Genomic DNA, 20,550 nt, shown 5'->3' with positions numbered 1-20,550 from the left:
GCGCGCGCTCCGCCGGCAGCGCGGCGGGCGGCGCGCCCCGGTCAGAGCACCCGCGCGAGCACCACGACCGAGTAGCCGACCGCCTGCTGCTTGCCGGGGTTGTGGTACGAGTGGCGCTGATCGCCGCGGAACACCGCGACGTCGCCGGCGCCGAGCGTGAACCGCTCGCCGCTGACCACGAGCTGGAGCTCCCCCGACTCGCACGTCAGGTACTCGCGGGTGCCGGGGGTGTGCGGGACGCCCGTCATGCGCCCGCCCGGGGGGATCTCGATGCGATCCATCTCCATGCCCGGGATCGGATCCGGCAGGAGCTTGCGGACGAGCGCCTGGCCGGGGGAGCGCGTGGGCAGCGCGTCGCGCGCGTAGAGCTGGCACGTGGCGCGGGGCGCGGAGAGCATCTCCTCGATCGAGACCTGGAGCGCGGCGGCGGCGCGGTGGAGCACGCCGAGCGTCGGGTTCGCCGCGCCGGACTCGAGGTGCGCCCACGTCGCCCGGGGCACGCCGGCGAGCTTGGCCAGCTGCTGCTGCGTGAGCCCGCGGGCCTCGCGCAGCTGCTTGATGTTCTTCGCGAGCCGTCCGGCGAGCTCCGCGTCCTGATCCATGACCGGAGATTAGCACGATTCCAAGATACTGGAGGTGGCTCCAAATTATGGGTCAGCGCAGATTAGGCTCTGGGCGAGGAGGAAGCACCATGAACGACGAGTCGACCGGAAGTGAGTCGCTGATCCAGGCTGGAGGCATCTCCCAGCCGTCTCTCGCCGACGCCGCGCGGGACGCCCACGCCGCGCGGGGCGCGCCGTTCGCGCCGCGCGCGGCGCTGGTCACCGGGGCGAGCCGCGGGCTGGGCGCCGCGCTCGCGCGGGAGCTCGCCCGGAGGGGCGCGAAGGTGGTCCTGGTCGCGCGCGAGCGCGCGCCGCTCGAGGCCGTGGCGGCCGAGATCGCCGCGCAGGGCGGGGTGGCGCACGCGCTCGCGGCGGACATCGGCGACAAGGGCCAGACCCACGCGATCGCCGGCGCGGCGGCGGCGCTGGTCGGTCCCATCGATCTGCTCGTCCACAACGCGAGCACGCTCGGCAGGACGCCGCTGCCGATCCTGCTCGACACCGAGTGCGAGGATCTCGGCCGCGTGCTCGAGGTCAACGTGGTCGGCCCGTTCCGCCTCACCAAGGTGATCGCGGGCGCGATGGCGCTGCGGCGGCGCGGGGTGGTCGTCCACATCAGCTCGGACGCGGCCGTGAACGCCTACCCGCGGTGGGGCGCGTACGGCGCCTCGAAGGCGGCGCTCGATCACCTCAGCCGCACCTGGGCCGCCGAGCTCGAGGGCACGGGCGTCGCCTTCTACGCGGTGGATCCCGGCGAGATGAACACGCGGATGCACGCCGAGGCGATCCCCGACGCCGATCCGAGCGCGCTGGCCGACCCCGCGGACGTGGCGAGGCGCATCGTCGCCCTCATCGGCCGCGCCGGCGAGGTGCCGAGCGGCGCGCGCGTCGAGGCCGCGCGCTTCGAGGAGGCGCCATGAGCCCCGCCGCCTGGCCTCGCGAGAACCCCCTCGAGGAGCGGCTCCTCCACGTGGATCCCCGCCTCGGGTGCCTGCGCGACGGGCGCATCGCGGATCTGCCCGCGCTCCTCGATCCGGGCGATCTCCTGGTCGTGAACGACGGCGCCACGCTGCCGGCGTCGCTCCACGGCGCGACCGGGGGCGGCGCGGCGGTGGAGGTGCGCCTCATCGGCGAGCTGTCCGAGGGGCGCTACGCGGCCCTCCTGTTCGGCGCGGGCGACTGGCGCACGCGCACCGAGGATCGCCCGCCGCCGCCCGCGCTCGGCCCGGGCGACGCGGTGACGTTCGGCGACGACCTGTCGGCCGCGGTCGAGCGGGTGTCGCCGGCCTCGCCGCGCCTCGTCGAGATCGCCTTCCGCGAGCGGGGCGCGCCGCTCTGGTCGGCGCTCTACCGGAGGGGGCGGCCGATCCAGTACGCGTACGTCGCGGCGCCGCTCGAGCTCTGGCACACGCAGACGCGCTACGCGAGCCGGCCGCTCTGCGCCGAGCTCCCGTCGGCGGGACGGCCGCTCGTGTGGGGGCTCTTGATCGAGCTGATCCGCCGCGGCGTGCGCGTCGCCTCGCTGACGCACGCGGCCGGGATCTCGTCGACCGGCGAGCCGGCGCTCGACGCGCTGCTCCCGTTGCCGGAGCGCTTCGAGATCCCGGAGGAGACGGTGGCGGCCGTGCGCGAGGCCAAGACGAGCGGGCGCCGGGTGGTCGCGGTGGGCACGACGGTGACGCGCGCCCTGGAGGGCTGCGCCGCCCAGAACGGCGGTGAGCTCCGGGCCGGCTCGGGCGTCACCGATCTGGTCCTCCACCCTGGCTTCCGGCCGCGGGTGGTGGACGGGCTCCTGACCGGCGTGCACGACCCGACCGAGAGCCATTTCCGGCTCCTCGAGGCGTTCGCGCCGGCCCCGCTGCTCCACCGCGCCAACGCGTACGCCGAGCAGGCGGGGTATCTCTGCCACGAGTTCGGCGACTCCTACCTCGTGCTCAGCTGATCTCCGGGCGACGGCTCGCCGAGTGCGGGCCGGTTCGCTGCCTGCATGCGAAAACGCCGAGGTATGTCGAGCAGCACAGTTGATTGTGACGTTGCGCCGTCGTGCCGTGGAGGGGGCGTGGTCGCCGCCAGCTCCGCCATGGCGCCGTCACCCCCCGAGCTGGCTTTCTCCCCGGGTTTTCCCGCTGTTTCGCGTCGGCATGCCGCGTGCTCGAGGCCGAGCGTCATGCCGACGCTCGAGCACAACGCCCTCGTCGAGATGTTCCGTGACCGGCCGGCGCTCGCGCCCCGCTTGCTCGCGACGCTCTTTCACGTCGAGGTGCCGCCGCACGTCGCCGCCGCGGTGGTCGAGTCGTCGCTCGACCAGCTCCTCCCCGTGGAGTTCCGCGCTGACCTGGTGCTCGAGCTTCGAGACGCGAGCGGCACGATCGTGCTGGCGATCGTCGTCGAGGTCCAGCGCGACATGGATGCGAACAAGAAGTTCTCGTGGCCGACGTACGTCACGGTCGTGCGCGCCAGGAAGCGCTGCCGCACGGTCGTGCTCGTGGTCGCGCCGGACGCCGGCGTGGCTGCCTGGGCGGCGGAGAGCATCGACCTCGGCCTGGGCCTCGGCCACGTCGCGCCCCTGGTGCTCGGCCCGGCCGTCGTCCCCGAGATCACCGATCCGGGCGAGGCGGAGGCGGAGCTCGCCGTGCTCTCGGCGGTGGCGCACGGCAACGGGCCGAACGGACCCGCCGTGGTCCTGGCGGCGCTCGCTGCCCTTGGCCCGCTCGACCAGGAGCACGCGATGGTCTACTTTCAGCTCATCTGGAACGCGTTGCGTGAGCCGATGCGGCAGGCTCTGGAGGCGTTGGTCATGGAACGGCAGATCGAAGGCGAGGCGACGTTTCCCCCGTTCGTGCAGAAGCTCATCGATCGCGGCAAGCTCGAGGGCATGCGTGAGGGCAAGCTCGAGGGCATCCGTGAGGGCATGCGTGAGGGCAAGCTCGAGGGCATCCGTGAGGGCGAGCTCAAGGGCAAGAGGGATACGCTGTTGCGGCTGCTCGCGCGTGCAGGGATCGTGCTCAGCGAGAACGAGAGCGCGCGCATCCAGGCATGCACGGACATCGCGATCCTCGACCGCTGGATCGATAACGTCCTTGGGGCGAAGACCGCCGCCGAAGTGCTCTCCTGACGATTGACGGATGTGGCTATAGGGGTTGTTTGCGGATGAGCCCGCGTCTGCGCTCCAAGTCGTGCTCGACGAACGTGAAATGTGTAGCGCTCTTTCCGTTTCGCCAGGCGTCGACGACTTCGGTCGTGACGTTGCCGAGCGGATCGAGAATTCTATCCGATAAGGGCTTGCTGCCGGCGGTACTTCGCACCGCGGCAGAAGCCCGGTCATAGGGCGGACGAGAACGATGGTGGACATGGCCCGATGCCTCTCCGGGGAGCAGCCTGACATTCGCGTCACGACGGACGCGCTTCGTCTGATGCCCGTCGTGGAGCTCGAGCCCGGCCGCTTCGGTTCGGCGCCCTATCCGAGCTCGGGGCCGTGGACGGCAACAGAGAGCGAGAGCTACTGGCGGGCCTGCCTTGGTGCGGGCGGCCTGGACGGTGTTGACCCCATCGTGCCCGGCTCGTGGTTCGTCGCGATCGATGCGCTGACGTCCCAGGACGCGCTGATCACGGTCCTGCGTGCACACCTCGGCGACAGCGTTCCAGCTGACGACGAGGTCGGCGCCCTCAGCGGTGGCCTCGCGCTCATCCACGACGTCGAGGTCCTCTTGTTACCGACCTGTTGTGGGGATCTGGGCGATCTCGAAAATTGGCGGACAGCCGCCCATCGATCGGCCGAAACCCCCGAGACGCTCTGGATCGGTCACCCATGGTTAACGGCCTGGTATGACGCCCCGATGCTTCACATTCGGGAAGAATCCGAACACGGCATACCCGCTCGTCCAAGAGAGTTCGTCGTTGAGCCAGAGATCCTGCAGCGTGCGGTGCGCCTCGCCGCGCGGGATCTCGATGCCTTCTCCGAGCGCGTCGCGTCAGCGCTGCGGCACATCCCTGGCGTCATCGACGCGCGGGCGACCGCCGAGACCCTTGTTGGCAGGAGCGTTCGCGACTTCCGAGCCGTGGAGGCTGTCGCGGCCCAGCCGAAGGCAACCTTCTCGTAGGAACCCAGCCTATGTACATCTCGCTAGATCGCATCGACGTGGAGCTCGAACCGAAGGACGGTCGTGCGCGTGCGATTCAGACCGACCACCGAACGGCAGCCGAGAGCTCGGCACGACCAGCCCTCTCGACCATCATTGCGCTGATCCGGTGCCTCAACCCGCGTCGAGCCTATGGCGAGCTCGAGCTGTTCTACAATTGCCAGCACGAGCCGCCTGCGTTTCTCCGCGATGCCGTCGCGGCGTGCGGCGCCCGGCTCTGGGTCGGCGATGACCCTGCGATCCTCGACCAGGACCTACCCCAGGCCGCGATCGATGAGGGCGCGGTCGATCGACTCGTCAACGGCGCGATGCAGGAGCTCGCCCGCGAGCTCGTGGCCCGTGAGCTCGTGGAAGACTCGCCCGTGCCCGAACCTCTTCGAGCCCTCGAGCTGCTGGAGCTGGAGATGGCCAGATCGGGGTTCCCCGAAGAGGAGGAGGATGTCGCGGCCTTCTGGACCGCCGTCTTGGAGCTCGGCGCGCTCGCAGGCGCCGCGGTCGGTGCGTCGAACGGAGGCGCATGGTTCCATGACGTCGCAGGCCAAGGAACGCTGCCGCTCAAATACAGGTGCTTCTTTCGAGGAGAGATGGCCGCAGCGAACCCCCTCGGAAAAGCGCTCAAGTTCATTCGTGAGAAGGGAGGCGGAGAGGAGCCGAGCTTTCTCGTCAGAACGCTCGTCTCGAGCTCGTGAACGAGCCCGTGGAAAGCGCGTGGATCGCGTCACCAGGGCCTCCCGGCGGCCGCGCGCGCCGCCTCGACGCGGCGCACGCACGCCTCCCGGCTGGCCCTGGCGGCGGCCTCGGGCACGCGCAATAGCTCCATCCTCCGGTCGACCGGCATGCAGTAGGTGGTCGCGGCCCACAGCTTCGGGTCGTCGACGCTGCGGAGCTCCTCGAGGTCGGTCCACACCCGCACCACCCTGTCGTCCGCCGCGGCGACGATGCGCTGGCCATCCGGGCTGAACGCCACGGCGTTGATCGGCGCATCGGAGGCGCGGAGCACCAGCGGCTCGCCCGCGCCGTCGGCGTGCCACACCCGCACGGTGTCGTCCTGCGATCCGGTGGCGATGCGCGTGCCGTCGGGGCTGAACGCCACCCCGAGCACCCAGTGCTCGTGGCCGCGGAGGACGAGCGGCTCGCCGGCGCCGTCGGCGCGCCACACCCGCGCGGTCCGGTCCCAGGACGCGGTGGCGACGCGCCGGCCATCGGGGCTGAACGCCACCGCGTTGATGCCGCCGTCGTGACCACGCAAGACCGTCGGCTCGCCGGCGCCGTCGGCGCGCCACACCCGAGCGGTGTTGTCCGACGATCCGGAGACGATGCGCTGGCCGTCGGGGCTGAACGCCGCCGCGTAGACCCGATCCTCGTGGCCGCGGAGGACGAGGGGCTCGCCAGCGCCGTCGGCGCGCCACACGCGCAGGGTCCGGTCCCAGGACCCGCTGACGATGCGCTGGCCGTCGGGGCTGAACACCGCCGCGTAGACCTGATCGCCGTGACCGCGGAGGACGAGGGGCTCGCCGGCGCCGTCGGCGCGCCACACCCGCACGGTCTTGTCGGCGGACCCGCTGACGATGCGCTGGCCGTCGGGGCTGAACGCGACCGAGTTGACCTCGTCGTCGTGACCCCGGAGGACGATCGGCTCGCCCGTGCCGTCGGCGTTCCACACCCGCACCGTCCTGTCGAGCGACGCGGAGGCGACGCGCCGGCCATCGGGGCCGAACGCCACCCCGTAGACGCGATCCGTGTGGCCGCGGAGGACGAGGGGCTCGCCGGTGTCGTCGACGTTCCACACCCGCGCGGTCCTGTCGTGCGACGCGGTGACGAGGTGATGGCCATCCGGGCTGAACGCCACGGAATAGACCTGATCGTCGTGACCGCGGAGGACGAACGGATCCCCCGTGCCGTCGGCGTTCCACACCCGCGCGGTCTCGTCCTGCGACGCGGTGGCGATGCGCTTGCCATCGGGGCTGAACGCCACCCCGTAGATTCGATCGGTGTGGCCGCGGAGGACGAGGGGCTCGCCGGTGCCGTCGGCGTTCCACACCCGCACCGTCCTGTCCCAGGACGCGGTGACGATGCGCTTGCCATCGGGGCTGAACGCCGCGGAGTAGACCCGATCGTCGTGGCCGCGGAGGACGATGGGCTCGCCGGCGCCGTCGGCGCGCCACACGCGCGCGGTCCGATCCTGCGCCCCGGTGACGATGCGCTCGCCATCGGGGCTGAACGCCGCCGAATAGACCTGATCGGTGTGGCCGCGGAGGACGATGGGCTCGCCGGCGCCGTCGGCGCGCCACACCCGCGCGGTCCGGTCGGCCGACGCGGTGACGATGCGCTCGCCGTCGGGGCTGAACGCCGCCGAAAGGACCCAGGCGTCGTGGCCGTGGAGGACGAGGGGCTCGCCGGTGCCGTCGGCGTTCCACACGCGCGCGGTCCGGTCCTGCGCCCCGGTGACGACGCGCTTGCCGTCGGGGCTGAACGCCGCGGAGTAGACGGGATCGGTGTGGCCGCGGAGGACGATGGGCTCGCCGGTGCCGTCGGCGTTCCACACCCGCGCGGCCCTGTCGGCCGACGCGGTGACGATGCGCTTGCCGTCAGGGCTATAGTCCGCGTCCAGCACCCCGTCCGGGTGGACGAGCACCGCGCGAGCGAGCCTGCTGTACAGCGCCCAGCGCGCGAGGACGGCCCACCCCCGCGGCTCGTCGCGCGGCTCGACCTCGCGCAGGATCGCGAGCACGCTCGTGGGGTCGGCCTGCAGCTCGCGCGCCGCGGCCACGCGGGTGGCGTTGCGCGCGCGCAGGGCCTCCCGATCGGCGCGCGCGGCCTGCTGGTCGGCGCGGACCGCCAGGTACGACACCGTGACCGCGAACGCGGTGAGCGCGGCGATCACGCCCGTGGTGAGCCGCCGGCGCAGGCGGCGCGCCCGCTCGCAATGGGCCACGACGGCCAGGAGATAGCGCTCCTCGCGCCGGCCGAGCCCGGCGCGCCACTCGGCCCCGTGCTCGGCGCGGCGGCGCTCGTACCACGCTCGGGCGTCGTTCGCCGCACGATCGCGCCAGAGCAGCCCCTCGGCCTGCCCGCTCGCGTCCCATGGCTCGGCCGCGGCGCGCAGCCGGGCCAGGAACCCCGCGTCCTGCTCGCTCTCGGCGAGCCACTGCCCGAGCTTCGCCCATCGCTCGATCAGCGATTCGTGCACCAGCTCCACGGTCGTGCCCTCGCGCTCGCCGCCGGGCTCGATGAGCAGCAGCCGCGCGGCGGCGAGGTGCTGGACCACCTGCGCGATCGCCTGGGCGGCGTCGCTCTGACCGTCCCGCGCGAGCTCGCGGAGCTCCTCCAGGCGCACGACGGCGCGCGTGCGCTCGGGCGTCACCAGGCGCAGGAGCACCGCCCGGGCCAGCCGCTGCTCGTGGGGCGGCAGCGCCGAGAGCACCGCGTCCGCGTGGGCGGACAGGGCGCCGGCCACGCCGCCGAGCCGCTCGTAGCTCTCCCGCGTCAAGATCCGGCGCTCCCGATCGCGCGCCTCCCACAGCTTCGCGGCCGTGAACTGCAGGAGCGGCAAGGGGCTCCGGGTGCTCTCCAGCGTGCTCAGCATGTGCTCGACCATGGCCGGGGTCTCGAACCGGTGGCCGGCCGCCTCGGTGGGCCGCATCAGGGCCTCGCGCAGGCAGTCGCGACCCATGGAGGGGAGGAACGAGAGCCCGCGGGTCACCTCGGTCATGAAGTGGTGGTCGTCGGCGATGCGATCGAGGAAGTCCGAGCGGATGGCGAGCAGGACGCGCAGCGGCGAGGAGGCGTCGTCGGCCGCGCCCGTGAGGCACGCGATGAACGCCGCCCGCGCCTCGGCGGCGGCGCCGAGCGTGTAGAGCTCCTCGAACTGATCGACGAAGAGCAGGATGCGGTGCCGCTTCCCCACCCGGCGGCAGCGCGCCCGCAGCCGGGCGCCCAGGCTGCCCGGCTGCGCGCGCAGCGTGGCGACGAGCTCGTCGTGGTCGGGGAGCTCGGGCGAGCCCGTCGCGCTGGCGGGCTCCGCCTCGGCGACCTGCGCGAGCACGTCGACGAGGGCGGACAGCGGGCGGTGCCCCGGGCGCAGGATGAACGCTTCCCAGCGATCGCCCATGCGCTTCAACGCCGGGATCACGCCCGCGCGCACGAACGACGATTTGCCCGCCCCCGAGGGCCCGGCGACCGCGACGAGCTGCTGGTTGCGCAGCCGCGTCAGCAGGGCGGCGACCTCGCGATCGCGCCCGAAGAAGCGCGGGGCGTCCGCCTCCTGGAACGCGGCGAGGCCGGCGAACGGGCTCTCGTCCTCGCTCAGCGCGAGCGACGTTCGGCCCGGCAGGAGGTCCTCGAGCTCGGCGAGGACCTCCTTGGCCGAGCCGATGCGCTCGGCCGCGCGCTTCTTCAGGCAGCGGTCGATGAGGGCGCCGAGCGGGCCGACGTCGGGGCGCCGCTCGCCGGCGGCGGGCATCGGCTGCTCGAGGTTCACGATCTCCACGAGCCGCGCCGCCGAGAACGGGTCGAGCGGGTGCGCCCCGGTGACCAGCTCGTGGAGGATGATGCCCACGGCCCAGAGGTCGGAGCGGGCGTCGATGTCCCCGCCCCGCAGCTGCTCGGGGGACATGTACCGGGGCGTGCCCAGGATCGTGCTCTGCGCGCTCGGCCGAGCCCCTCCGGCGAGCACCATGCGCACGCCCGTGAACATCGAGATCCGCTCGGCCTCGATCTGCTTGGCGATGCCGAAATCGAGCACCTTGATGGAGCCGGTGTCCTCCAGGAGGATGTTCTCCGGCTTGAGGTCGCGGTGCACGATCCCGAGCTCGTGCGCGCAGGCCAGCGCGCGGACCACCGGGATCATGAGCTCGACGGCCAGGCTGGGCGACAGCGGGCCGGGCGGCGTGTGCGCGATGGGCGATCCGGACGCGCTCGGGTGCTCGCGCTGCGACATCCACTCGCGCAGCGTGCGGCCCTTGACGTATTCGAGCACGAGGTAGGGGTGCCCCTGGATCTCGTCCACCTCATGGATGACCACGATGTTCTCGTGCCTGCAGCGCGCCGTGGCGCGCGCCTCGGCGAGGAAGCGCCCGATGCCTTGCCTGCTGTGCTCGCGGAGCAGCTTGATGGCGACCAGGCGGCCGAGCCTCGTGTCGCGGGCCAGGAACACGACCCCCATGCCGCCCTGGCCCAGCTTGCGGATGATCTCGTAGTGCTTGATGGTGTCGCCGACGTTCGGGGGCGCGTAGGCCGCGAGGGCATCCGCCGGCGTCGCCAGGGCATCCGCCGGCGTCGTCGGGGCCTCCTCCGCGGACGGCGTGGCCCCTGACATCTCCGGCGTCTCCACCTCCTCGGGGAGCGCGCCCGCGGCAGGCCGCGTCAGAGGCCCCGAGCCCGGGCTCTCCGCCGTCTCCGCGCCGATGGGCACGCCGAGGTCGACGAGGGCCGCGCGGCGGAGCCCGCCCGGCTCGCAGGCGTCGAGCTCGCGCAGGAGGCCCTCGGCCGTGACGAGCCGCTCGTCGGCCTCCTCGTTCGTCGCCCGCCGGACGATCGCGCCGACCGGGTGCCCGAGGAGCGCAGGAGGGATCCGGACCGGCCCACGGCCCTGCTGCTGGACATCGCCCCCGTCCGGAGGGCTGGCCCGGTCCGCGCGCCTGCCCGTGAGGCACTCGAGGAACATGAGCGCCCAGGCGTACAGATCCGAGCGCGCCGTCGGCGCGGGCCCCCAGATCTGCTCGGGGGCTGCATACGCCAGCAAGCCCAGGGGCTCGGTCCCCGAGGCGGGCCCTCCGCCCCGGCCGCTCCGCAGGCTCGCGGCGACCGCGGCGACGCCGAAATCGAGCACGCGCGCGTCCCGCCGCGCCGTCGAGGGGACGATCATCACGTGCGTCGGCCGGAGCGCCCCGTGGACGATGCCCTGCCTGTGCGCGCAGGCCAGCGCGTCGAGGACCTGCCGCATCAGGTGCCGCGCCTCCTGCGGCTCGAGCGCGCCCTGCTGCGACAGCTGCTCGGCCAGGCTCTGGCCGGGCACGAGCTCGCTGACCGTGAACACGTGCCCCTCGTCCGCCTGCCCCCAGTCGATGGGCCGGACGATGCTGGGATGGTGGAGCCGCGCGCAGCGACACATCTCTTGCAGGGAGCGCGCGAGGTCTTCTGGATCTGCGGGGTCGCCGCCGCGGTCGAGGCGCATGAGCCTGAGGGCGATCGGCTGCCCGGTCTCGATCCGTCGCCCCCGGTAGACGGTGCCGAGGCTGCTCTCCCGGAGCACGGAGAGGAGCTCGTAGCGGCCCTGGAACACCATCCCTGGAGCGAGAGTCTCCCGGTTCATCGAAACCCCTCAGGTGGCAGCCGCCTCCCCGCGGCGGCCTCGGGCGGAAGGCCCGACGCCACGAGAGCATCGCGCCGATCGCGGCCGTCGAGCCCGTTCGGCGCGTGGCCGGGAGAGCTCGACGAGATGGCCGGTCCGATGCTCGGGCAGCCGATGTCGCTGCCCACCATTTCATAAAGTGGCCCCCGCGCGTCGTCCGGCGTCGGCGCGCCGCCAGCGCGTCGAGCGCGGGCCGGGCGGGCGACCCGACCCACGTCGCAGCGGACGACCTGGCCCACGTTGACGGCACCGCGGCGGATCGCTAGACGGCGTGCGAATGGTCGATGCGTCCGAGACCCCTTTCGCCCTGCTGGGCGGCGAGCCGGCGGTGCGCCGGCTGGTCGAGCGCTTCTACGACCTCATGGGCCGCGACGAGCCGGCGCTCGCGCGCCTCCACGTGTGCGATGAGCGCGGCCAGGTCGCGCGGGAGAGCCGCGACCGATTCGCGCTCTTCCTGATCGGCTGGCTGGGCGGGCCGCAGGACTACATCGCGGCGCACGGCCACCCGCGGCTGCGAATGCGCCACGCCCGCGTCCCGGTCGATGTGGCGATGCGCGACGCGTGGCTGCGCTGCATGCGCGCGGCGATGACCGAGCTCGGCGTGCCCGCGCCGCTCCACGCCTTCCTCGACCAGCGCTTCGGCGAGGTGGCGGACTTCATGCGCAACCGACCGGGCTGAGCCGTTTCCTCCACGTCCGGTGAGCGCCCGCCGCGGCTGGTGCGGAGGTTGCACGCAGGCTCACCATGAAGACGCAGAAGAAGAACCAGCCAGCGAAGACCGCAACGACCGCAACCCGGCAGGAGACGCCAGCCCCGGCTGCCGAGCGGGAAGCGAAGGAGTCGCCGGAGGGCGATCTCGTCGGCGGGGCTGCCGAGGGCGCGCTCGTCGGAGGTCTGCTGGGAGGCGGCGGCGGCGCGGCCGCGGGCGGCGCCGCCGGGCTGATCGGCGGCGTGCTGGGCGAGGACGACGAATCCGGCTGGTGAGGGGCGCCGGTCCTCGGGCGCCGCGCGCGAGAGCGCCCTGGCTGCTCGGGCGTGAGCGGCGCCTCCCGGAGCGCACCGGGTCAGGCGCCTGCGGGCGTCGCGGGCGTCGCGGCGTCCGCCTGCCGCTCTTGCCAGGCCGGGCCGTCGAGGAGGCGGGCCACCATCATGCTGCTCACGTTGTCGCCGACCGCGTTGACCAGCGTGGCCGGCGGATCCACGAGCGCGCCGACGGTGGAGATGATGGGCAGCGCCTCCATCGGAAACCCGAAGAGCGAGACGATCACCAGCTCTCCGATGAATCCCCCGCCGGGGACGCCGCTCATCACGGTGCCGCTCAGGAGCGCGACCCCCAGCACGGCCAGGTACGTGTCGGCTCCGCCGAGCTCGCGGCCGAAGGCGCCGAACAGCAGCGCCGTCTTGAGCACCGCCGAGAGGCACGAGCCCTCCATGTGGATGGTCGCGCCGATCGGGATGACCACCTCCGCGATGTCGTCCGGCACCCGGGAGCGCCGCGCCGCCTCGAGGTTCGCGGGGATGGCCGCCATGCTGCTCGAGGTCGCGAGCGCGGTGAGCGCTGGCGCGGGGATGTTCTTCCAGAACGCCCTCGCCCCGCGGCCGCGGCCGGCGAGCCACGCGTAGAGCGTGAAGGCGAGGAAGAAGTACGCGGCGGCGAGCGGGTAGAAGAGCCCGACGGCGCGCACGTACGACTGGAGCAGCGTCGGGCCGAAGGCGCCGACGAGGTGCGCGAAGTAGGCGCCGAGGCCGATCGGCGCGTAGTACATCACGAAGTCGACGAGCTTGAGCATCACCTCGTTCGCCGAGGCGAGCAGGCGCGCGACCGGCTGGCCGCGCTCGCCGGCGGCCGTGGTCCCGAGGCCGACCAGGAAGGCCATCACGATGAGCGGCAGCACGTTCCTGCGGGAGAGCAGGTCGCCGAAGTCGGGGACGCTGACCGCGCCCACGAGCTGGTCGCCGAGGCTGACCGGCGCGACCTCCGGCTTGCCGGGGAGCGTCACCTGCAGGCCCTCGGCGGGCGGGTAGAGCGCGACGGCGGCGAGCATCAGCGCCGAAGCGACAAGGCCGGTCGCGACGAAGACGCCGAGCATCGCGGTCACGATGCGCCCGAGGCGCCGCAGGCTGCCCATGCCCGCCACCGCGGAGGAGATGGAGAAGAAGATCAGCGGCACGACGAGGGTGAACAGGAGGTTGAGGAAGAGGTCGCCGAGCGGCTTGAGCACCGCCGTGCGCTCGCCGAGCGCGAGGCCGAGCCCGGCGCCGGCGGCGATCGAGGCGAGCAGGAGGAGGGTGAAGCGGTGGGCCGTGAGGAGGGTCCGCAGCGTTCTCGTCATCGCGGCCGCCAGCATGCCGGCCGCGTCACTCCGGCCCGAGCGCGGAAATTGCCGCCCTGGTGAAAATTTCCGCGATGAGCCCGATCGCGCGCTCATCGAGGTCGAACGCGTGGTGGTGGTGCGGCGCCGCGGTCGGCCCGCCCGCTCCCACCGTGAAGAGGCATCCAGGAACGCGGCTCGTGAACTCCGAGAAATCCTCGCTGACCGTGAGCGGCCCTGGATCCATGACCTCCGCGCGCTGCGTCGCCCGCGCCGCGGCGGCGACCAGATCCACGGGCGCCGCGGCGTTGGCCGTCACGGGCGAGCTCGACAGCACCCTGAAGTCGCACGAGGCCCGCAGCGCCGAGCACACCCCCGAGGCGATCCCCTGGATGCGGTCGAGCGCGTGCTCCCGGCTCTCCTGCGAGAACCACCGCACCGTGCCCTGGAGCGCCACGCGCTCCACGACGACGTTGGCCGCGTTCCCGCCGGAGATGGCCGAGATGCTCACGACGAGCGGCTCGCCCGGCTTCGTCTCGCGCGAGACGATCGACTGCAGCGCGGTCACGACCTGCGCCGCCGTGTAGATCGGATCGACCGACAGGTGCGGCAGCCCGCCGTGGCCCGCCTTCCCGACCACGGCGATCTCGAACGTGTCGATCCCCGCGAAGAACGGCCCGGGGCGCGTCGCCACCACCCCGAACGGCAGGGGCGAGATCACGTGCGCGCCGAGCGCCTGATCGACGCCGTCGAGCGCCCCCGCCTCGATCATCTGCAGCGCGCCGCCCGCGAGCTCCTCCGCGGGCTGGAAGAGGAAGCGCACCCTGCCGGCGATGCGATCCCGGCGCGCCGCGAGCAGCGTGGCCGCGCCGAGCAGCGCGCTCACGTGGGCGTCGTGGCCGCACGCGTGCATCACGCCCCTCGTCTCGGACGGGAAGTCGTGCCCCGATTGCTCCTCGACCGGGAGCGCATCCATGTCGGCGCGCAACAGCAGGGTGCCGCCGGCGCGCTCGCCCTCGAGGTCGGCGATGACGCCCGTCCCGGCCACGCCGGTGCGCACCGACAGGCCGAGCCCGCGCAGCCGCTCCGCGACGATCTGCGACGTGCGCACCTCCGTGTAGCCGAGCTCGGGGTGCCGGTGCAGATCGCGCCGCACGGCGACGAGATCGCGATCGAGGAGCTGCACGTCCCTGCTCAGGTCATCGGCCATGCCGCGATGGTACCACCCGCCTCGACGCGCCGCGCCGGCGACCGCGTCGCCCGCGGCCCACGGGGCGAGCTTCGCGCCGGTGACGATTTCCTGAATCCTTCGCCCCGCGCCGGGGCTTCTCCGGGCGAACGATGGAGGAGCGCATGAGACGCAATGTGGGAAAGATGGATCGCCTGTTCCGTGGTCTTTCGGCGCTGGCCCTGCTGGCGTGCGCCTGGGCGGCGCCGCTGCCGCTCGCGGCGCGCCTCGGCGCGCTCGGTCTGATCGGCGTGTACCTGCTGTTCACGGCGCTGTCGGGCGCGTGCCTCGGGTACGCTCTGCTCGGCAGGTCCACCTGCCGGCTCCGGCCGGGCTGAGGCGCTCGATGGACGCGTCGACGTCACACGATACGGTCCTCACGGCGGCGGCGCGCGGCGACGACGGCGCGCTGGAGCTGCTCGTGCGCGCCTACCACGACCGCGTGTACCGCTTCGGCCTGCGCGTGTGCCGCGACGCCTTCGACGCGGACGACGCCGTCCAGGAGGCGTTCGCGAAGCTCGCGCGCCGCCCCGAGGTGGCGCGGGACCCGGGCGTCCTCTCGTGGCTCATGACGGTGGTCCGGAACGCGTGCCTGCGCATGCTGCGCCCGTTCGCGCGGGAGCGCGCGCGGCTCGGCGAGCGGGTGGACGACGCCGACGCGGCGCCCTCGGGCGAGCTCGACCCGCAGGCAGCCTTCGAGCGCTGGCGGCTCGTGCGCGCGGTGCACGAGGCGATCGCCGCGCTGGAGCGGCCGTACCGCGAGGTGCTCGTGCTGCGCGACGTCGAGGGGCTGACCGGCGAGGAGGTGTGCCGGATGCTCGGGCTCGGCGAGGCGGCCATGAAGAGCCGGCTCCACCGGGCGCGGCAGCTCGTCCGGGCGGAGGTCCTCCGGCGGGAGGGCGCGCCACCCGCGCCTCCCGCGCGTAACGGAGGAGGGTAGGGGCATGTTCGCGAGCAAGAGCCTCGCGGCGCACCTCGCGCGCGGGGTGATCGGCCTCGGGGCCCTCGCGGCCTCGGCGCTCCTCGCGCGGGATCTCCTCTGGGCGTCGATCGCGCTGCTGCCCGTCGCGCTCGTGGCGCTGCGCGGATGCCCGATGTGCTGGACGGTGGGGCTGATCCAGGTGGTCGTCGCCAGGGCGCGCGGGGAGCGCCCCGAGGGGGTGTGCGACGACGGCGGGTGCGCTGGAGGGCCGGCGGGGCGCGGGTGAGCTCTCGTGGTGCCTCCGGAGCTCGGCGCGCATCCGCGAAAGGCGCCGATCCGGCCGCCCCTCGGGCGCGCGAAGCGCTGGTCCCGGGGGCGCGCTCGGCGTATGGAAATGCCCATCATGCATCGGGTGTTCATCGACGGGCAGGAAGGGACGACGGGGCTCCAGATCCGCGAGCGGCTGCAGGGCCGCCGCGATCTCCAGCTGCTCGAGATCGATCCGGAGCGGCGCAAGGACCCGGCGGCGCGCCGCGCGATGATCAACGAGGCGGATCTGCTCATCACGTGCCTGCCCGACGACGCCGCCCGCGAGTCCATCGGGATGATCGAGAACCCGAGCACGCGCGTCATCGATCCGAGCACCGCGCACCGCACCGCCGACGGCTGGGTGTACGGCTTTCCGGAGCTCCGCCCCGGGCAGCGCGAGGCCGTCCGGCGCGCGCGGCGCGTCGCCGTCCCCGGGTGCCACGCGACCGGGTTCCTCGCGCTCGTGGTCCCGCTGGTCGACCAGGGGCTCCTGCCCAGGGACGCCCGCGTCGTCGCTCACTCGCTCACCGGCTACAGCGGCGGCGGGCGCAAGATGATCCAGGCCTACGAGCAGGCCGACCCGGCCCGCCGCGAGCAGCTCCGCAGCGCGCGCCCGTACGGGCTCACCCTGCAGCACAAGCACCTGCCGGAGATGCGCGCGATCGCCGGGCTCGAGCGGGCGCCGCTCTTCCAGCCGGTCGTCGGCGATTTCTACAAGGGCATGCTCGTCTCGGTCCCGCTCTTCGTGGACGCCCTGAGCCGACCGGCGACGCCCGCGTCGGTGCACGAGCTCTACGCGTCGTACTATGCCGGCGAGCCGTTCATCCGGATGATGCCGCTCGGCGGCCAGGGCGCGCTCGACGACGGCTACCTGGGCGCCCTCGAGTGCAACGACACGAACCGACTCGACGTCTTCGTGTTCGGCAAGCCCGATCAGATCCTGGTCGTCGCGCGCCTCGACAACCTCGGCAAAGGCGCCTCCGGCGCGGCGGTGCAGAACCTGAATCTGATGCTGGGCACGCCGGAGGACACCGGCCTCGGCTGATCCCGGCCGCGCGCTGGGCGCTCGCTGTCACGTCGGCCGGCGAGCGCCCAAGCGCCCGCCGGCGCGCCGCGGTCGACGCGTCACGCCCCCATGCGCTGCGCCGGCTGCGCCAGCATCTCGGGGAGCCCGGCCACGGCCTGGACGTCGGGGGGGAAGTCCGCGAGCTCCTGGACCTGGCGAACCTCGATGATCGCGTCTTCCGAGCCGGGGCAGCGCGAGGCCCACGCGATCGCCTCTTCCCTCGATTTCACCTGGATGATCCAGTAGCCGCCGAGCACCTCCTTCGCCTCGGCAAAAGGCCCGTCGACCACCTGGGGCTTCCCTCCGGGGAACGAGATGCGCGCGCCCATCGAGGGCGGGTGGAGGCCGTCGAGCGCGAGCAGCACGCCCGCCTTCTGCAAGGATTCGTTGTACCTCATCATCGCAGCGACCGCCTTGGCGTCCGGCATCGTGCCCGGCGCCGCGCTCTCGTACCCCCTCGGGATCATCAGCATCATGAATCGCATCGTCGTGTCTCCCTTCTCGAGCCGGGCTCGGCGCGGCCTCGACCGGGCGTGAGCCCTCGCCCTTGTCGACGCGACGAACGAGCGGACGCGAGATCGACACGGCCGTCGATTTTTTTTCTGCGTCGGCCCGAGGCGGCGGCGCCCGCGCCGCACGCCCTCACCCGTCCGTCCGGCCCCCAGCGCCCTGGCTCGGCGACTCCGTCATCCCCGCACGTCCCGAGGAGCAGCTCGCCGGCTCACCCGGCGCGGGTGTAGAGCCGCGGCGCCGAGCTCTCCAGCGCGGCGCTCAGGCGCTCGGCGGCGTCCTCCGACGCGCGCCGGCAGGCGATCCGCCATGGCCGGCGCAGCGGGCCGGACGAGAGCCGCTTGACCGTCAGATCGCCGTCCCCGAGATAGCCGTGCGCCATCCACTCCGACAGGACCGCGATGCCCATGCCGGCGCGCGCCGCGTCGATGACGGCCTCGGTCAGCGGGAAGCGCAGGAACTCGAGCCTGGGCCGCTTTCGCCCGAAGACGGCGCTCATGAACCAGCGCGCCTCGGCCGGCGGCGTGTTCGACGTGATGAGCGGGCCCTTCCGCAGGTGGTCGCGCGTGAGCGACCCCCGCCCGGCGAGCGGGTGCGAGGTCGAGACCACGAACACGACCTCGTCCGAGAAGAGCGGCCGCTCCGCGAGCGCGCCGCCCCCCTCGCGGGGGCCCGGCAACGAGGCGGTGGTGAGCAGCGCGACGTCGATGTCGCCCCGGACCAGCGCGCCGACCGGATCCTGGGTGTGCTCCACCGCGAGCTCCACCTCGAGGCGGGGCAGCCGGCGCCGGAGGCTCGCCATCGCCGAGGGCAGCCAGCGGTACGCCGTGTAGCACTCGCACACGAGGCGGACGCGCGTCGTCGGGGCCGCGGGCGCCGCCACCTCCAGCTCGAGCTCCCGGAGCTGCGCGAGGATGAGCCCGGCGCCCGCGATGAGCCGCTCGCCCGCGGCGGTCGGCGTGACCCCGCGCGCGGTGCGCTCGAACAGGCGCGCGCCGACCCGCTCCTCCGCCTGGGCGAGCGCCCGGCTCACGGCGGACTGCGTGATGTGCATCGCGGACGCCGCGCCCGCCGTGCTCCCGGCGGCCGCGAGCGCGACGGCGAGCTCCAGATCGCGGATCTCGAGCTGAGGTCGCGGGCCGATGGCCGGGGGCGCGGGGAGAGAAGTTATGCGTGACACGCATAGATCCTATCACGACGATGCGTTGGACGCACAGCCCCTCGAGGCGCACCTTCCTCGCCGTCAGGAGGTCTTCATGAAGCTCTATTTCTCCCCGCTCGCATGCTCTCTCGCCACGCGCATCGCGCTCTACGAGGCCGGCGTCGAGGCCTCGTTCGTCGAGGTCGACCCGAAGACGAAGCGCACCGAGGACGGCGCGGACTTCCGCGCCGTCCACCCGCTCGGGCTCGTGCCCGCGCTCGAGATCGAGGGCGGCGAGATCCTCACCGAGAACGCGGCGATCCTGCAGCTCGTCGCGGACCGGTCCCCGGAAGCCGGGCTCGCGCCGCGGGATCCGCTCGGCCGGGCGCGGCTCCAGCAGTGGCTCTGCTTCATCGGCACCGAGCTCCACAAGGCGGTCTACGTGCCGCTGCTCGACAAGGCGGCCCCGGCCGAGGTCAAGGGCTACGCGCTCGCCAAGGCGGACGCGCGCCTCGGCTGGGTGGCGGGGCGGCTCGAAGGGCGGGAGTTCCTGCTCGATCGCTTCTCGGTCGCCGACGCCTACCTCTTCGCGGTGCTCAACTGGTCCTCGGTCACGCCCGTCGACCTGAAGGCCTGGCCGGCGCTCCGCGCGTACCAGGCGCGCCTGCGGGCGCGCCCCAGCGTGGCGCGCGCCTTCGACGAGGAGTGGGCGCGCTTCGTGCGGGAGACCCAGCGGCACGGGGAGAGCCTCCCCGCCGGCGCCCAGCGCGCCGTGGGGTGACGCATCCACCGCGACCTGCGCGCGCCGCACGAGATCGACGGCGGCGCGCGGCCCCGGGGCGAGCCGCCCGGGGCCGCGGCCGGGCATCGCGCCGGCCGGCGCAGCGCGTCGTCACGGGAGCTGGTGCGGCATGGGGTGGCATTCCTGCTTTGGCTTTGAGCGCGGATCCGGCATCCTCTATATCGAGCTCCTCGGCTGGCGCCGAAAGGCGAGCTGCGCGCAGCGCTTCGACGAGCGTTGATCGAAGCGGCGGCCAGAGCGCCGGCGAAAGCGCCAGCAACACTCCGGGGAGACCAGTTTATGCAACTGCGGTCGGTTCTGCTCAGCGTCATCGCGTGTTCTTCCCTCTTCACGCCCGGCTGTTACCTCGGGGACGAGGGCGCCTCCGAGGAGGTCGGCGAGGTCGCCTCGCCGCAGCTGGATCCGGACGGCAGGGCCTGGCGGCTCTTCAAGCTGAGCGTCGGCGGGGTCCCGTTCGCGAGGGCGCTGGCCATCGGCGGCGCGAACATGGGCAATTACACGGCGAACACCGAATATTGGTACGTGGATCCGGCGGCCCTCTCGGCGCTCGGAACCAAGAACATCGTCTTCACCCACAGCGGCGGCGACAGCTACCCGCCCTCGCAGCGCGGCCCGCAGAGCTTTGCGCTGCCCAGGGAGGTGCCCTGGGAGACCTTCCAGACGGACCCGGTGAGCGGCGGAGCCCTTTACCGAAAGGACAACGTTTACCTCCGGATCACCAAGAACCAGAGCGGCCTCACCCGGCTCACGTGGTACCAGATCCTCGCCGACGGCGTCCCGAAGAACATCGTGCCTTCCGGGACGTTCGTGCCGGTGCGCGGGTCGGTGAGCGTGCCGAGCGGGCACGCGGGCTATTACATCGACCAGGCGGTCAAGTAGCGCGGCCGCGGGTCCCTGGTGCCGCGACCGGTGCGCCGCGCCGCGCTCCGGCCAGCCCTGGAGGCCGCGCGTGTACGGTCGGGCCGCCGTGGGCGACCAAGCAGCTCGTGACTTGCGCGCTCGGGGGGGGGGGCCTCGCGCGACGGCGGCCGACCACGTGGAGGCGTACGTCTTGCGACATTTTCCGACACGGAGCGGCTCTCCCCGGTCGCGAAGGCTCTCCCCCGGTCGTGAAGCGTATCGCTCGCGCGGCACGCGGCACGAGACACGCGGCACGAGAGACGGCCG

The 20,550-nt window shown here is 73.1% G+C and carries 19 protein-coding genes; 13 read left to right on the top strand and 6 right to left on the bottom strand.

Going from position 1 to position 20,550, the window contains the following annotated elements; all coding sequences use genetic code 11:
* Positions 1 to 41: 41 nt before the first annotated feature.
* On the bottom strand, positions 42 to 602 hold the full coding sequence (locus tag WME98_RS01760) for a helix-turn-helix domain-containing protein (protein ID WP_437331850.1): 561 nt from the start codon (positions 600 to 602) through the stop codon (positions 42 to 44).
* Between the two features lie 89 nt (positions 603 to 691).
* Between WME98_RS01760 and WME98_RS01755 the strand changes: the two genes are divergently transcribed.
* The 5 genes from WME98_RS01755 (at position 692) to WME98_RS01735 (ending at position 5,430) form a co-directional block, all read left to right on the top strand.
* Positions 692 to 1,522 carry an SDR family NAD(P)-dependent oxidoreductase gene (locus tag WME98_RS01755; RefSeq protein ID WP_437949679.1) on the top strand — a complete coding sequence of 277 codons (831 nt, stop codon included), beginning with the start codon at positions 692 to 694 and terminating at the stop codon, positions 1,520 to 1,522.
* Positions 1,519 to 2,544 (top strand): S-adenosylmethionine:tRNA ribosyltransferase-isomerase, encoded by a 1,026-nt coding sequence (locus WME98_RS01750; RefSeq protein WP_437949678.1) that lies wholly within the window; start codon positions 1,519 to 1,521, stop codon positions 2,542 to 2,544. The genes WME98_RS01755 and WME98_RS01750 overlap by 4 nt, the downstream gene beginning before the upstream one ends.
* A gap of 225 nt (positions 2,545 to 2,769) precedes the next feature.
* A complete protein-coding gene (locus WME98_RS01745; RefSeq protein WP_437949677.1) occupies positions 2,770 to 3,717 on the top strand; it encodes a hypothetical protein in 948 nt (315 codons plus the stop codon).
* Between the two features lie 226 nt (positions 3,718 to 3,943).
* Positions 3,944 to 4,702 (top strand): hypothetical protein, encoded by a 759-nt coding sequence (locus WME98_RS01740; protein ID WP_437949676.1) that lies wholly within the window; start codon positions 3,944 to 3,946, stop codon positions 4,700 to 4,702.
* A gap of 347 nt (positions 4,703 to 5,049) precedes the next feature.
* Entirely contained in the window at positions 5,050 to 5,430 is a 381-nt protein-coding gene (locus WME98_RS01735; RefSeq protein ID WP_437949675.1) for a hypothetical protein, read from the top strand.
* A 29-nt stretch (positions 5,431 to 5,459) separates the two neighbouring features.
* On the opposite strand, the gene WME98_RS01730 is transcribed toward WME98_RS01735, so the two are convergent.
* Positions 5,460 to 11,054 carry an nSTAND1 domain-containing NTPase gene (locus tag WME98_RS01730; protein WP_437949674.1) on the bottom strand — a complete coding sequence of 1,865 codons (5,595 nt, stop codon included), beginning with the start codon at positions 11,052 to 11,054 and terminating at the stop codon, positions 5,460 to 5,462.
* A gap of 316 nt (positions 11,055 to 11,370) precedes the next feature.
* On the opposite strand from WME98_RS01730, the gene WME98_RS01725 reads away from it, so the two are divergent.
* Together WME98_RS01725 and WME98_RS01720 are read left to right on the top strand one after the other, a co-directional pair.
* Positions 11,371 to 11,772 (top strand): group II truncated hemoglobin, encoded by a 402-nt coding sequence (locus WME98_RS01725; protein WP_020737951.1) that lies wholly within the window; start codon positions 11,371 to 11,373, stop codon positions 11,770 to 11,772.
* A gap of 65 nt (positions 11,773 to 11,837) precedes the next feature.
* Complete coding sequence (locus WME98_RS01720) at positions 11,838 to 12,077, top strand: hypothetical protein (RefSeq protein ID WP_437949673.1); 240 nt, start codon at positions 11,838 to 11,840, stop codon at positions 12,075 to 12,077.
* Positions 12,078 to 12,157: 80 nt separating this feature from the next.
* On the opposite strand, the gene WME98_RS01715 is transcribed toward WME98_RS01720, so the two are convergent.
* Complete coding sequence (locus WME98_RS01715; protein WP_437949672.1) at positions 12,158 to 13,426, bottom strand: dicarboxylate/amino acid:cation symporter; 1,269 nt, start codon at positions 13,424 to 13,426, stop codon at positions 12,158 to 12,160.
* A 25-nt stretch (positions 13,427 to 13,451) separates the two neighbouring features.
* Positions 13,452 to 14,615: a M20 metallopeptidase family protein gene (locus WME98_RS01710; protein WP_437949671.1), complete on the bottom strand. Its 1,164-nt coding sequence runs from the start codon at positions 14,613 to 14,615 to the stop codon at positions 13,452 to 13,454.
* Between the two features lie 143 nt (positions 14,616 to 14,758).
* Here WME98_RS01710 and WME98_RS01705 point away from each other — a divergent pair, with 143 nt between their 5' ends.
* The 4 genes from WME98_RS01705 (at position 14,759) to argC (ending at position 16,909) form a co-directional block, all read left to right on the top strand.
* A complete protein-coding gene (locus WME98_RS01705; RefSeq protein ID WP_437949670.1) occupies positions 14,759 to 14,971 on the top strand; it encodes a YgaP family membrane protein in 213 nt (70 codons plus the stop codon).
* An 8-nt stretch (positions 14,972 to 14,979) separates the two neighbouring features.
* On the top strand, positions 14,980 to 15,573 hold the full coding sequence (locus WME98_RS01700; RefSeq protein ID WP_061625570.1) for an RNA polymerase sigma factor: 594 nt from the start codon (positions 14,980 to 14,982) through the stop codon (positions 15,571 to 15,573).
* A 4-nt stretch (positions 15,574 to 15,577) separates the two neighbouring features.
* Positions 15,578 to 15,841 (top strand): hypothetical protein, encoded by a 264-nt coding sequence (locus WME98_RS01695; protein WP_437949669.1) that lies wholly within the window; start codon positions 15,578 to 15,580, stop codon positions 15,839 to 15,841.
* Positions 15,842 to 15,955: 114 nt separating this feature from the next.
* A complete protein-coding gene (gene argC, locus WME98_RS01690; RefSeq protein WP_437953947.1) occupies positions 15,956 to 16,909 on the top strand; it encodes an N-acetyl-gamma-glutamyl-phosphate reductase in 954 nt (317 codons plus the stop codon).
* An 80-nt stretch (positions 16,910 to 16,989) separates the two neighbouring features.
* Here the strand turns inward: argC and WME98_RS01685 are convergent, their stop codons facing one another.
* Both WME98_RS01685 and WME98_RS01680 read right to left on the bottom strand, forming a co-directional pair.
* A complete protein-coding gene (locus tag WME98_RS01685) occupies positions 16,990 to 17,415 on the bottom strand; it encodes a YciI family protein (protein WP_061625572.1) in 426 nt (141 codons plus the stop codon).
* A gap of 236 nt (positions 17,416 to 17,651) precedes the next feature.
* Positions 17,652 to 18,620: a LysR family transcriptional regulator gene (locus WME98_RS01680; RefSeq protein ID WP_437331832.1), complete on the bottom strand. Its 969-nt coding sequence runs from the start codon at positions 18,618 to 18,620 to the stop codon at positions 17,652 to 17,654.
* Between the two features lie 76 nt (positions 18,621 to 18,696).
* On the opposite strand from WME98_RS01680, the gene WME98_RS01675 reads away from it, so the two are divergent.
* On the top strand, positions 18,697 to 19,362 hold the full coding sequence (locus WME98_RS01675) for a glutathione S-transferase N-terminal domain-containing protein (RefSeq protein ID WP_437949668.1): 666 nt from the start codon (positions 18,697 to 18,699) through the stop codon (positions 19,360 to 19,362).
* 300 nt (positions 19,363 to 19,662) lie between these two features.
* A complete protein-coding gene (locus tag WME98_RS01670) occupies positions 19,663 to 20,262 on the top strand; it encodes a hypothetical protein (RefSeq protein ID WP_437949667.1) in 600 nt (199 codons plus the stop codon).
* Positions 20,263 to 20,550: the final 288 nt, after the last annotated feature.

The organism is Sorangium sp. So ce296 (genome assembly GCF_051529605.1).
In the GTDB taxonomy this organism is placed as follows: Bacteria; Myxococcota_A; Polyangia; order Polyangiales; family Polyangiaceae; genus Sorangium; species Sorangium cellulosum_D.
This window is presented reverse-complemented; position numbering and strand designations above follow the sequence as displayed.